The following is a 12,849-nucleotide window of genomic DNA, read 5'->3' on the forward strand; positions in this document are numbered from 1 at the left end:
TCATTTTAACAAGAGGTGGAAAGTATGTCCTACAAAACTTCCATTGGCTTACCTGAAAACATCGTGGCGGCTCTCACTTATCTGGGTGGTTGGCTCTCCGGGATTTTGTTTTTGCTCCTTGAGCGCAATAACAAATTCGTCCGCTTCCACGCCATGCAGTCTATCCTGATCTTTATACCGTTTGCCCTATTTATCTTCCTGGTCGCATGGATTCCGGTTATAGGCTGGGCCATTGCGGACGGTGTGGGAATGCCCGGATTACTGCTTATAGTGATCCCCGCATACATGGCGTTCAGGGGCTCAAAGTTTAAGATCCCCATCATCGGGAAGATCGCATATGACTTTGCCTACGGCGAATAAAGATAAACAGATTTAACCTGAGAATTCGAATTGTCCTTTTCAAGGGCAATTCCTCTTCTTTTCTCTTTTTGGATTTACTCTCTATTAGCAGTGTTTTTCTGATTTGGCTTCCTCGGATTTTCTGGCTTCCTCGGATTTTCGGTGCTTCCTCACTCTTTGGTTGGTATTGTTTTCGTTAGTCCAGAAACTCTTTAGTCCGGTAAACCTTTAATTTGATCGGTCTCACCTGCCCGGTAAACCTTTTTTCCCGTGAAGAGATTCGAAAGCCTCCGCCAGCTTGCCTGGCGGCCCTCATAAAAAAATAACAAAGAAAAATGGATAAAAATTGATGTCCTTTTATTTGTGTTTAAAATTCTCCGTTTTGTCTATTCTCTTCTTTTTTATCTTTTTAAACTCTTATTTTGTGAATGCCGGGCTCCTTCGTCGCCCGTGGACAAGAACGACGTGACATGGCTATTTATGGTTTTACGGGGTCTTGATCCAGAATTTAGAGCCAACTATTGCTTTTATTCAACTTAATAACATCAACTGAATAATGCAGGACTATCGGATTTTCTGGCTTCCTCGGATTTTATGCAATCACTACTCCGTATTTCACAAAAACCAGTGCAAAAGCCCTTCTCATTTCCTCTGCTACCTTTTTCGTTTCCTCCTCATCATTGAGGATTGCAGCGGTTTCAAGCTCGTGGATTTTCAACTCCACGGCTTCAAGGCTTGCTTCGTAGTTTTCGTCCGCAGTTTCCGGAGGCTCGGCGGAAGCTACGGCTTCCCACCTGAGTTCGAGCTCGGGAATCAGGGTTACCACCGCAACTGTGTCGTTTTCATTTGCAGCATCAACTGCAATTTCCATTATTGTGTGAAACTCGGTCAGGCGGTCGCCCATAGTATCTATTCCGTTTCTCTGGTGCAGTTCAAGGAATAGGTCCCTCATGGGTTCCAGGGCTTCGTGGGCTGCTTCTATATCGTTTTCCCGGAGCTGTTCCCTGGAACTTTCCGCGATTGCCAGGGCTTCATCGAGAGTCTCGGGCCACTTTTCATCGGCAGCGTAAACGGCAGGCGGGTTTTCCGCATATTCTGCCTTTACCGCCTCCAGGTCTTCTACAAGGGCGTCCAGGACTTCCTCTGAAGCATTGTACTCATTCCTGCTTGTGGATACCAGGGCTTTTACGTAATTGGAGTTTGAACTCTGCATCAGGGCTTCGAATTCGGCGTCCCTTCCTTCTGGCTCTACACCTTCCTCAGGTTCGGGTTCCTCAGATTCGGCTTCCTGGTCTTCGGCGTCCTTTTCGCCTTCTGTTTCGATTTCGGTTTCGTTTTCAGTTTCTGTTCCTGAATCCGAGACGCATCCCGCTCCGAAGTTTATAAAGACCAGTACTATCAGGATGTAAACCGGTGTTTTCCACTTTATTGTAATCCCCCACTGTCAATCTCTACTTTCGTATTTTACTTTCTTCTTTAGCATTTTACTTTGTACCTTGCTTGTATTTATCGGGGCTCATGCAATTATAGTTGTTCTTGCATACGTTTTTTCGAGTGATGGGGTTCTTAGGGTGGAAACTCGGCTTCCCGGCAATTTCCAGACATTCGAAAGGTTAAATATTACCTTCTCCAATTATGGTGCAAGCATTAATGGAGGACTTTACGATTAAAGAAGAGATCTGGATTGAAAAATACAGGCCTGTAAGGCTGGACCAGGTTGCCGGGCAGGACGAAACCATCGAGCGCCTGAAGTCCTACGTGGCAACGAAAAACCTTCCCCATCTCCTCTTTTCCGGGCCGCCCGGTGTGGGTAAGACGGCTTCGGCAGTTTCCATTGCCAGGGAAATTTTCGGGGAAGATTTATGGCGTGAAAACTTTACCGAACTCAATGCCTCGGATGAAAGGGGGATTGACGTTGTCAGGAACAAGATCAAAAACTTTGCAAAAACTGCTCCCATAGGCGGGTCCGGGTTTAAGATAATCTTCCTGGACGAAGCCGATGCCCTTACCTCGGACGCTCAGTCTGCCCTGCGGCGGACCATGGAACGCTTCAGTAATAACTGCCGTTTCATTCTTTCCTGCAATTACTCTTCCAAGATCATCGAACCCATCCAGTCCCGCTGTGCTGTTTACAGGTTCAGGCGGCTCTCGGACGAGTCTATCCGGAAACGCCTGGAGTTCATTGCGGAAGAACAGGAGCTGTCTATCACCGAAGACGGGTATGAAGCCCTTGTTTATGTTGCCCAGGGAGACATGAGAAAAGCCGTAAATTCCCTTCAGGCGGCAGCTTTCATAGACCGGGACCAGCCGATTTCCAGGGAGACTATCTACAGGACCACTGCAACCGCAAATCCGGAAGAGATCAAAGCCCTGATCGAAACCGCCCTTCTTGGGAACTTCAAGGCTGCCAAGAAGGAACTCGACAGGCTGCTCTATGAGGAAGGACTCTCCGGAGAAGATATAGTGGGGCAGATCTACAGGGTTATTTCCGGCCTGGAAAACCGGGATATGCTGGACCTCGGGCTATCGGAGAGGCGCATCATTGAGCTTGTAGACATCCTGGGAGAAATCGATTTCAGGCTCACTGAAGGGGCAAGTGAAAAGATCCAGCTGGAAGCCCTGCTCGCTCATTTTGCACTTTCCGGAGAATAAGCAGGGAAGATCGGAAAATAAGCCGGAAAAGCAGAAAATAAGCAGGGAAGATCGGAAAATAAGCCGGAAAAGCAGAAAGTAAGCTTGACAGAAGTTGGAGAAAAGTTATCCTTTAATCATTGCAGGTGAAAATGTCTGTAGAAGCGGCGTTAATAGAAATGCTTAGGGCTGTGCCCGACTGGTGTGCAACCATGATCATAGCTTCGCTCCCAATCTCCGAACTGAGGGGAGCAATCCCTGTTGCAATGGGAGTCTATGGGATGGGCCCACTTTCAGCTTATTTTTTCTCGGTACTTGGTAACATGCTCCCTGTAGTTCCTCTTCTGCTCTTCCTCGAGCCGGTTTCGGACTTCCTCAGGCGTTTCAGAATTTTTGATCTCTTCTTTTCCTGGCTCTTCGAAAGGACCCGCCGCAACCACAGTGAAAGGTTTGAAAAATACGGGACCTTTGCCCTGACTCTCTTCGTAGCCATTCCTCTTCCCGTCACCGGGGCCTGGACAGGCTGTGCGGCAGCTTTCGTCTTCGGGATCAAGTTCAGGCACGCTTTGCCGGCAATTGCTGCCGGGATCATGATTGCAGGGGTAATCGTAACAACTCTTACGATGATGGGTATAGGACTCGCTGATCTGCTTTTCAGTGGGATTCCCGGGTAAAACTTTCCGGTCCCACCTTTTCCGTAAAGGTCTTATATTTTCTCCTTCTCCACTCCCCGAGTGCGGTTCCCTCATTACTTTTTCTTCCCCCTATACGAATGTTCGAAATCTTCATATACCTTAACAATGTCAAATATATCATCAACAGATCAAATATAAATTTGATTTTATATTTAATCTTTAATTCTTGCTTATAACATTCTACGGTATATTCCTCCCGCTGTCTGGAAATTATTTGGAATTTAAAGGTGATTGTGATGGCAAAGGCAGATAAGAAAAACAAGAAAATAGTTCAGTCCGAAAAGTGCATTGGGTGCGGGATTTGTTATTCCGTCTGTCCCGTGAACGCAAAGCTGATTAAAAAAGATGATTTCGATCCTGACACCGCCGACCTCGCGCTCAGGATTATTGACGGAAAGGCTGTTATTGATGATGAGTTCTGCGTCCGCTGCGGGGCCTGTTCAAAAATCTGTCCTGTGGAATCCCTTACCGTCGTCGAAGTGGAATCCGCATCCGCATAAGCAGAAATAGGTAGAAAGGAAAATTAGGGAAATGCTGTTTTTACAGCATTTCTTTTGCTAATTTTATATCTTCGGCTTTTACGGTTTTTCTGCCTGCATGTTCTGCAAGTTTTATAGCTTCTCTGGATATCTCAAGCCCGTATTCTTCCAGAATCTCCGTAAGGGCCATCCCTGCGCTTTCACTGACTCTCTGAGCTCCTGCAGTTCTTACTAAACGTTCTATTGGTGCAAATGGTATAACTTTAGCCATATTATCCTCCTATTATCTTCAATTAGTAATATGAATCCTTTTCAATCTCTGATTTTGTAATTAAATCCTTATATACTTTTGCTTATATCGGAGTATTTTTCAGAGCTTTTTCTCCTTTTTATGCCTTTTTACTCCTCTATTCACTTACTAAGGGTCTTCTATTTCTTTGATTCCCTCCCCCAATTTCCTGAAGGGCTTTTCTTTTCTTAGAACTTCTTATATGTATTTTTTTGGATCTGGATAAGTTCTTTTCTTGATTTTTCGCAAGCCGACGCCAGTTTCGCTATCTCCTTGAAAAAATCTCTGAAAAAATCTCTGAAAAAATCTCTGAAAAAATCTCTGAAAAAATCTCTGAAAAATCTCTGAAAAATCTCTGAAAAAATCTCTGAATCTTTTTTAAATAGATCCTTGAATATTCTGGAAAAATTCTTGAATTCTTTGAAAGACCCTTGAAATATATCGGTGTTCCTCTTTTCGAAATCTTGATATTACATTATCCGAATCTAAACAAACATGCTTTTACAGGAACTCCTTGACATCGGTGAAGAGATTTATTTTGTTGAAGAAAGCTATACCTCCCAGCGGAATATCGGGTCCACTCTCCATTACCTGGAAGGGGTCCAGGCTTTCCTGGAAAACCAGAAGGTCCGGCTTCTCAGGGTTCGGAACGGGGAGCAGACGCTGGGGCTCTTACTCTTCAACCCCGGGGAAGAGGACGTTCCTGTGGATTTCTGGTCGGTATTTACGGGAGCCCTTGCGGGAGCATCCCAAAAAGCGAAGTTTGAAGCCTTTGCCAGTTCCATTCTTTCTCTCAATCCTCCGGAAAGGGAAGTTGAAGTTTCTTCCGAACTCTGGAGGGATGCAGTAAATGAATATTACTCCCTTATGCTTGTGAACCGAAACCTCTGCTCGGAATGCAGCACAAGGCCCGAGTCTTACGGAAGCATTTTTTCCGAACAGCGGGTCAACAGGGTCTCTGAGATTTTTCATGACCTGGAGAATAAAGGTTTCTCACTTGAAGGCAGAGTGCTCGAGGTCTGCTGCGGAAACGGTATGTCTACACTTGCCCTCTACAGGCTAGGCCTGGACCCCATTGCAATGGAGCTTAACAAGTGTACGGTCTGCCAGGGGCTTGAGCATGGGGTCCTTAACCCTAAAAAAGCCCTTGTAATGGACGCAATGCAGCTTTCCAGGTACTTCGAACCCGGGAGTTTCGATGTCATTGTGGGTTTCATGCTGGGCCTGGTCTATGAATTTAACAAGGATCTCTGGATAGGTATTGTCAGTGAAGCTGCAAAAGTCGTAACAGAAGGCGGTCTTTTGCTTTTCACCGTAAAAAGCAGGCCTGAAATAGAGATCCTGGCAGAAGCCCTTCGCAGGGCGGGAGTCGAAGGGGAAATTGTGGACAACACGGACGCCGATGGCGTGTTTGATCAGTGGTATTTTGTGGGTAAGAAAGTCATATGTAAGTGAAATAATTTCCCGGCTCGGTGCTATGGGTCATTAAACTCCGGATCATGTTAACCATTAAGTTCCGGAACATGTAAATCATCAAACAGGGTGGGGTGTACCCCCTTACAAATCCCCTTTACTTTTTGTAACTCTTCCTTCTTTCTCTTCAAATCTTCCGGGCTTTCAGGCTGTTGCGTTAACAGGCTTATTTGTTAACAAATCAGCAGGTTTTTTTCGTAATCGGTGGCAACCTCCTGATACTCTCGTTTATTTTTTAATGTTAACGCCAGCGAAAGGTATATTACTTGTTAACAATACTAATATACATTATTTCTGAACAACGCAAATATTTATCGAGTTTTGTGGGTGATGCCCATAAATACCGATTTTCTTAATTACCCTTACAAATGAGCTATTATGCCGCAATTATTCCTGAATCGGCCTTAAAGAACTGCGATTAATTTAAACTAGTTGCAATTGAACTCAATTATAACATTGTTAATCTGGAATCCACTACAACAGGGACCCACTATAACAAGGACCCACTGCAACAGGGACCCACTACAACAGGGACCCACTACAACAAGGGTCCGTTTGACTCACTATCAAATTAAACATAATCGAATTACGAAATAATCGAATTACGACATTAAAATTATGATAATTTTGCAATTAAAACTTTAATTTCAAATGAAGGTGAATAAATTGCAAATTACTATCAATTCCGGAGATTCCTGTTTGCTCCGGAAAACCCCACTGAAATGACGTATGCTGTTGTTTCGGTTCAATCTTAAAGAGGTTCATCCATGAGTGTAAAAATTACTGAAACCGTCCTCCGGGATGCACACCAGTCCCTCCTGGCCACCAGGATGCGGACGCGGGACATGCTCGAAGTGGTCGAACATCTGGATCAGGTAGGGTATTTCTCCCTTGAAATGTGGGGGGGTGCCACCTTTGACAGCTGTATTCGATACCTGAATGAAGATCCATGGCAGCGCCTTCGGGATATCAAGAAGAAAATGGACAATACCTATGCCCAGATGCTTCTTCGGGGGCAGAACCTGGTCGGGTACCGGCACTACTCGGATGACGTGGTTGAAAAATTCGTTACAAAAGCTTATCAAAACGGCATTGACATTTTCCGGGTCTTCGACGCGGTCAATGACATCCGGAATATGGAACTCTCGATCAAGGTCGCAAAGGGCCTTGGAGCCCATGTCCAGGGTACGGTTTGCTACACCATAAGTCCGGTGCACACCGTGGAGAAATATGTTGAACTAGCAAAACAGCTCGAAGAACTCGAGTGCGATTCCCTCTGCATCAAGGACATGGCCGGGCTGCTTGCCCCCAGTGAAGCTGCAAGTATTATCGGTGCCATGAAAAAGGAGGTCTCCATCCCCATATCCCTGCACTGTCACTGTACCTCGGGAATGGCTCCAATGAGCTATATGGCAGCCTGTGAGGCAGGAGTGGACATCCTGGATACCGCAATTTCTCCCCTTGCCTGGGGTACTTCCCAGCCCCCTACGGAAACTGTCGTGGCAGCCCTCAAGAACACTCCCTACGACACGGGGCTTGACCTGGGGGCTTTTGAGGAAGTTGTCCGGTATTTCAAGGAACTCAAGGAAAAGTACAGAGGGATTCTGGACCCGATTTCCGAGCAGGTCGACACCAATGTCCTTATCTACCAGATCCCGGGGGGGATGCTCTCGAACCTGGTCTCCCAGCTAAAGGAGCAAAATGCCCTTGACAAGTACGATGCGGTGCTTGATGAAATGCCCCGGGTCAGGGCAGAGCTTGGCTATCCGCCCCTGGTGACTCCTACCAGCCAGATCGTGGGTACCCAGGCCGTACTGAACGTGCTCATGGGCGAGCGTTATAAGGTTATCCCAAAAGAGGTCAAGGACTACGTGCGCGGACTTTACGGGCGTTCTCCTGCCCCCATCAGCCCGGAAATGGTCGGGAAGATTATCGGGGACGAAGAGCCCATCCACTGCCGTCCTGCTGACCTCCTGAAGCCCGAGTATGAGAAGCGGAAGAAGGAAGCCGAGGAATTGGGCATTGCCAGGTCCGAGGAGGACATCCTGACCTACATCCTCTATCCGGCTATTGCTCCTAAGTTCCTGCAGGGGGAGATGGAAGAAGAATCCCTCGCAGTTGTGGCCCCGAAACCCGCTTCCCCGCAGGAATACACGATCCCCACCGATTTCAAAGTCACGGTGGACGATGAGGTCTTCGATGTCAAAGTTGAGCCCACTGGTGGGATTTCCGTATCCGAATCCGCGCCCACAAAGCCGACTCCAGAGTCCGTCAAAGGCGCTGTTACCAGTTCCATGCAGGGTATGGTGCTTTCCCTCAAGGTCAAAGTCGAGGACACGGTTGAGGAAGGAGACACTGTTGCGGTCATTGAAGCCATGAAGATGGAAAATGCGGTTCATGCCCCGCATTCGGGTACCGTGAAGGAAATTTTCGTTGCCGAAGGTGACACCCTGGCTCCCGGGGACCTGATTCTGGCAATTGAGTGAAAGGAGTGAGCGGAGGGTATCATGTTTAAAAAAGTATTGGTTGCAAACCGCGGAGAAATCGCAATCAGGGTTATGCGGGCTTGCCGGGAAATGGGCATCTCCACGGTTGCAGTATGTTCGGAGGCGGATAAAAACGCACTCTTTGCTAAGTATGCCGACGAGGCCTACCTGATAGGCCCGGCACCCACCAGCCAGAGTTACCTGAACATGGACGCCATCATAGAGGTCGCAAAAAAGACCGGGACCGATGCCATCCATCCCGGCTACGGTTTCCTCTCCGAAAACCCCGCTTTTGCAAAGCGTTGCGAGGACGAAGGGATCATCTTCATAGGGCCTCCGAGTCATGTAATTGCCGAAATGGGCAGCAAGATCCGGGCCAGGAACCTTATGATAAAAGCCGGGGTCCCCGTGGTTCCCGGCACGAAGGATGCCGTCGAAGACGTTGACGAAGCCCTGAAAGTGGCGGAAGATATCGGGTATCCGGTCCTGTTGAAGGCTTCTGCCGGAGGCGGCGGGATTGGGATGAAGGTCGTGCACTCCAGAAGCGAGTTTGCCGTCGCCCTCAACTCTACCCGTCAGATGGCGGGTTCGGCTTTCGGAGACTCTTCCGTGTTTATTGAAAAGTATGTGGAAGAGCCGCGGCACATTGAGATCCAGATCCTGGCTGATTCTTACGGAAACACTGTCTACCTCTCGGATAGGGAATGTTCCATCCAGAGAAGGCACCAGAAGCTCATCGAAGAAGCGCCTTCCCCGATCATGACTCCTGAACTCCGGAAAGAGATGGGAGACTCGGCGGTAAAGGTTGCAAAGGCGATAGGGTATGTAAACGCAGGGACTGTGGAGTTCCTCTATTCAAAGGGCAGCTACTATTTCCTTGAAGTCAACACCCGCCTGCAGGTCGAGCACGGGATCACGGAGATGGTAACAGGGATAGATATCGTGAAGGAACAGCTCAGGGTAGCCTGCGGAGAAAAACTCGAACTTGAGCAGGAAGATATCACCATTGACGGGCATGCGATCGAATGCAGGATCAACGCTGAAGACCCCCTCAACGACTTTGCCCCCTCTCCGGGGAAGATCCGGAGATACCGTTCGGCAGGCGGGCCCGGCGTCAGGGTTGACAGCGGGGTGCACATGGGTTACACAATCTCCCCGTTTTACGATTCAATGATCTCAAAGCTCTGTGTATGGGGCAGGACCCGGGACGAAGCGATTTCCAGGATGCAAAGAGCCCTCTACGAATACGTGGTTGTAGGGGTTACTACCAATATTCCCTTCCATAAGGCGGTCATGCGAAACCCGGCGTTCAGGAAAGGTGACCTTACAACTGCTTTTATCGAAGAGCAGAATATCCTGGAAGCCGTGGAAGAGGTTGTCATGTCCGAGTCCGAAAAAGGGGTTACTCTGGCTTCGGCTCTGGAGGCAAAGGACAAGAAGGTTGCAGCGATTGCAGCCGCCGTAGAGAGCTATGTCAGCATGGCCAAGAAGACGCAGCGATAACTGGTATTTCTCCCGAAAAAACGTGGAATTAATGTGAAAATGCCAGAAACTCCGGTCTGTTTGGTATGAAGTACATATTTGAACTAAGGTATTATACTGTGGTAAGCATACATTTGTATGGGGTGCACGGATGGGAGATAAACGCTCTAGGATAATTAAGGCGCTTAAGGACGCACAGAAAACCCCCGTCTCAGGGGAAGAACTGGGACTCGAACTCGGAATTTCCAGGACGATGGTCTGGAAGTACATCAAGTCCCTCCAGGCTGATGGCTATGAAATAGAATCGTCTCCCAAGAGGGGATACGTCCTGAAATCCGTGCCCCAGCTCCTCTATCCGGAGGAAATCAAGATGGGGCTTACAACAACCCTTCTCGGGAAAAAAATCCATTATTTCGATGAAGTAAGCTCCACAAACAGCCTCGCAAAAGAGATCGGAGCATCCGAGGAAGAGGGGACGCTTGTGATCTCCGAGGTGCAGAAGGGCGGAAGAGGCCGTATGGGGAGGGAATGGATCTCCCCGCACGGCGGGATCTGGATGTCCGTGCTACTCAAACCCGGGATCCCGCTCAGGCATGCCTCACGGCTGACCCTTGTTGCGGGGCTTGCGGTTGCCAATGTGATGCGGGACCTTGGACTCGATGCACGTATTAAGTGGCCTAACGATGTGCGCATCAACGGAAAGAAAGTTTGCGGAATCCTGACCGAGGCAAAAGCTGAAGTGGACCGCGTGGACTACGTGGTGCTGGGGATCGGCATCAATGCCAACATGGACTTAAAAGACATCCCCGAGCCCTTACGTGCCGGTTCAACGACCTTGAAGGCGGAACTGGGTAGACATATAAGGAGGGTGCAGTTCCTTCAGGACCTGCTTTTCGAACTGGAACAGCAGTACATCCTTTTCAAGACCCAGCCATTTTCCCAGATCCTCAACGACTGGCTTGCGCTTTCCGATACAATCGGAAGGGATGTCAAAGTCACGACTCCTTCGCGGATTATCGAAGGCAAAGCAGTAGGTGTCACCTCTGACGGAGCTCTTGTGATAAGGAAAGCCGACAATACGAAAGAAGAGGTCATTGCAGGCAGATGTATCTATGCACGGCCTAAATAAGTCTCCATGGAGGTCTTCGGGAAGCGAAAAATGGGGGATGCAGTTTTTCCACGTCTTCCTTTTTTCCCTTCTGGTCCTCCTCTTTTTCCTTATTCATGTCTGTTCTGGAGTCTCTTCGGCAGCCGCTGCCGTGAATGAAGAGGGACGGCTTTCCATTATCCTGATTGATGGGGAGGATCTCTATGTAAGGTCCGGAGACTCCCACACCTTTTACCAGGGTTATGAGCTTTACGTGAAAGGTGCGGATGCCGATGCAAGCCGTGTCTGGCTTGAACTGCGCAGGGAGGGTGTTTCCCTTGAAGATACCATCGCCACCGAAGGCACCAGTCTTGTTTATTCCCGAAACTCTACGGTATTCCTGAACATAACTGTGGATACCATCTATGCAGGAACGGACGGAGCACTGGTCAGGTTTTTCCCCGTTTACCAGTACCTTGACCCTAAATACCCCAAGCCCCAAACCCCCACGTCCCCTCTCTACGAAAGCTCCGAAAACAACTCTTCTTTGCCCAGTGGTCCTGAATATCAAGCAAAAGGTTTCAATGCATCCATTTTCTTCCTGAGTTTGGGAAGCTTGCTCTTCTTTATTGGCATTTTTGCAGGGCGAACTAAAGAACTAAAGTAGGAACTGTAATAATCGAATTAATCAATAAAAGAAATCAATAAAAGAAATCAATAAAAGAAATCAATAAAAGAAATCAATAAAAGAAATCAATAAAAGAAATCAATAAAAGAAATCAATAAAAGAAATCAATAAAAAAAATCAATAAAAGAAATCAATAAAAGAAATCAATAAAAGAAAAATGACGAAACCCGCCTTAAGGACGGGCTCTTCACCGGGTGGTTCCGGCTGCCTCGCTTTTTTCACTCTTTTGAGTTGAACTTGACATCTCCTTTTTCAATCAGGAGTTTTAGGTCTTCAAGACTCATGCGGGCATTTTTCTGAAGTTTTTCCCGGGCTGTACTGTGTTTCTGGCTAACCTTGTTCTCGTCTTTTGCCAGCTGGACTTCCTTCAACCTATCGAGATATAAGGAAAGTTCTTTTCTGGCGTTGGCAATGCCTGTCTTCAGGGGATCGATTTTTTCTTTGATTGCGTTTATGCTTGAGAACTTGTCCGTAAGCTGGGCATGGTACATGTTTGCTTCTTTCCGGATTTCGTCGGCTGCCTTGAAGTTTTCCAGCATTTCAAGGTGGCAAGCCTGGGACTCATCGGAAAGAGCCTGGATTTTTTCGTGAAGTTCATCGCCTTCCTGGTGGATTTCCTTGGATTCCGTGTAGCTTTCCTGGATCTGGGCGTGAAGCTCGTTTGCTTTCCTGGCAGACTCCAGGCGTTTTCCCAGGTCATTTAGTTTCTGGTAGATCTTTATCTCAACGGCAAGGGGGAGTTCTTTATCAAAAAAGGTCTCCAATTCGGCCAGGTAGGCTTTGGAAAGGGATTCTACGCTTCCATGGGAAAGCCTGTTGTACTCGTCCCTTTTCTCCTTAAGTTCTGCAATTCCGGTAAAAAGACCCTGAGTTTTGGAGTTTACACTGCTTCTTTTTCCCTTGTACTCGGATATCAGGTCGTTAATTCCATCCCGCTTTTTCCTGAGTTCCTGCGCTTTCCTGACCCGTTCCCTGACCTGCTGGTTCAAAGAGTCCCGTTTTTCTTTCAGTTCGTCGATATCGGTCCTGTGATTTTTCAGTTCCTTGAAAACCGAACTTAACTGCCTCTCACTCTTCTCTATCCTGTTCCTGAGCTCGTTTACCTTATTCTTCAGCTCCCGTTCGTTGAGGTCTGAAAGGTCGGCCGTTGCAATTTCTTCTGTTGAAACGTCGTTGTCCATGTACTACCACCCGCATGTT

The 12,849-nt window shown here is 47.7% G+C and carries 12 protein-coding genes; 9 read left to right on the plus strand and 3 right to left on the minus strand.

The window, feature by feature from the left end:
• Window positions 1–24 precede the first annotated feature (24 nt).
• On the plus strand, window positions 25–360 hold the full coding sequence (locus tag ACSAZK_RS12480) for a DUF4870 domain-containing protein (protein WP_048181124.1): 336 nt from the start codon (window positions 25–27) through the stop codon (window positions 358–360).
• A gap of 571 nt (window positions 361–931) precedes the next feature.
• Here ACSAZK_RS12480 and ACSAZK_RS12485 read toward each other — a convergent pair.
• On the minus strand, window positions 932–1,552 hold the full coding sequence (locus tag ACSAZK_RS12485; protein WP_440954439.1) for a hypothetical protein: 621 nt from the start codon (window positions 1,550–1,552) through the stop codon (window positions 932–934).
• Between the two features lie 422 nt (window positions 1,553–1,974).
• On the opposite strand from ACSAZK_RS12485, the gene ACSAZK_RS12490 reads away from it, so the two are divergent.
• The 3 genes from ACSAZK_RS12490 to ACSAZK_RS12500 all read left to right on the plus strand — a co-directional run bounded on the left by ACSAZK_RS12490 (window position 1,975) and on the right by ACSAZK_RS12500 (window position 4,165).
• On the plus strand, window positions 1,975–2,991 hold the full coding sequence (locus ACSAZK_RS12490; protein ID WP_440954440.1) for a replication factor C small subunit: 1,017 nt from the start codon (window positions 1,975–1,977) through the stop codon (window positions 2,989–2,991).
• Window positions 2,992–3,122: 131 nt separating this feature from the next.
• Window positions 3,123–3,644, plus strand: coding sequence for a COG2426 family protein (locus ACSAZK_RS12495; protein WP_440954441.1), 522 nt, complete (start codon window positions 3,123–3,125; stop codon window positions 3,642–3,644).
• 257 nt (window positions 3,645–3,901) lie between these two features.
• Window positions 3,902–4,165, plus strand: coding sequence for a 4Fe-4S binding protein (locus tag ACSAZK_RS12500; protein WP_048181100.1), 264 nt, complete (start codon window positions 3,902–3,904; stop codon window positions 4,163–4,165).
• Between the two features lie 40 nt (window positions 4,166–4,205).
• On the opposite strand, the gene ACSAZK_RS12505 is transcribed toward ACSAZK_RS12500, so the two are convergent.
• A complete protein-coding gene (locus ACSAZK_RS12505; RefSeq protein WP_048181097.1) occupies window positions 4,206–4,415 on the minus strand; it encodes a histone family protein in 210 nt (69 codons plus the stop codon).
• A 513-nt stretch (window positions 4,416–4,928) separates the two neighbouring features.
• Between ACSAZK_RS12505 and ACSAZK_RS12510 the strand changes: the two genes are divergently transcribed.
• The 5 genes from ACSAZK_RS12510 (at window position 4,929) to ACSAZK_RS12530 (ending at window position 11,628) form a co-directional block, all read left to right on the plus strand.
• The gene (locus ACSAZK_RS12510; protein WP_440954442.1) at window positions 4,929–5,888 is read left to right on the plus strand and encodes a class I SAM-dependent methyltransferase; all 960 of its coding nucleotides are present in this window, start codon (window positions 4,929–4,931) and stop codon (window positions 5,886–5,888) included.
• 785 nt (window positions 5,889–6,673) lie between these two features.
• Window positions 6,674–8,392, plus strand: coding sequence for a sodium-extruding oxaloacetate decarboxylase subunit alpha (gene oadA, locus ACSAZK_RS12515; RefSeq protein WP_440954443.1), 1,719 nt, complete (start codon window positions 6,674–6,676; stop codon window positions 8,390–8,392).
• A gap of 21 nt (window positions 8,393–8,413) precedes the next feature.
• Window positions 8,414–9,895, plus strand: a complete 1,482-nt coding sequence (locus tag ACSAZK_RS12520) for an acetyl-CoA carboxylase biotin carboxylase subunit (protein ID WP_440954444.1) — start codon at window positions 8,414–8,416, stop codon at window positions 9,893–9,895.
• A gap of 130 nt (window positions 9,896–10,025) precedes the next feature.
• Window positions 10,026–11,003: a biotin--[acetyl-CoA-carboxylase] ligase gene (locus tag ACSAZK_RS12525; RefSeq protein WP_440954445.1), complete on the plus strand. Its 978-nt coding sequence runs from the start codon at window positions 10,026–10,028 to the stop codon at window positions 11,001–11,003.
• Window positions 10,987–11,628: an S-layer protein domain-containing protein gene (locus ACSAZK_RS12530; RefSeq protein WP_440954446.1), complete on the plus strand. Its 642-nt coding sequence runs from the start codon at window positions 10,987–10,989 to the stop codon at window positions 11,626–11,628. The genes ACSAZK_RS12525 and ACSAZK_RS12530 overlap by 17 nt, the downstream gene beginning before the upstream one ends.
• Before the next feature lie 239 nt (window positions 11,629–11,867).
• Here the strand turns inward: ACSAZK_RS12530 and ACSAZK_RS12535 are convergent, their stop codons facing one another.
• Window positions 11,868–12,830 (minus strand): coiled-coil protein, encoded by a 963-nt coding sequence (locus ACSAZK_RS12535; protein WP_440954447.1) that lies wholly within the window; start codon window positions 12,828–12,830, stop codon window positions 11,868–11,870.
• Window positions 12,831–12,849: the final 19 nt, after the last annotated feature.

It is taken from the genome of Methanosarcina sediminis (assembly GCF_052056915.1).
Taxonomy (GTDB): domain Archaea; phylum Halobacteriota; class Methanosarcinia; order Methanosarcinales; family Methanosarcinaceae; genus MTP4.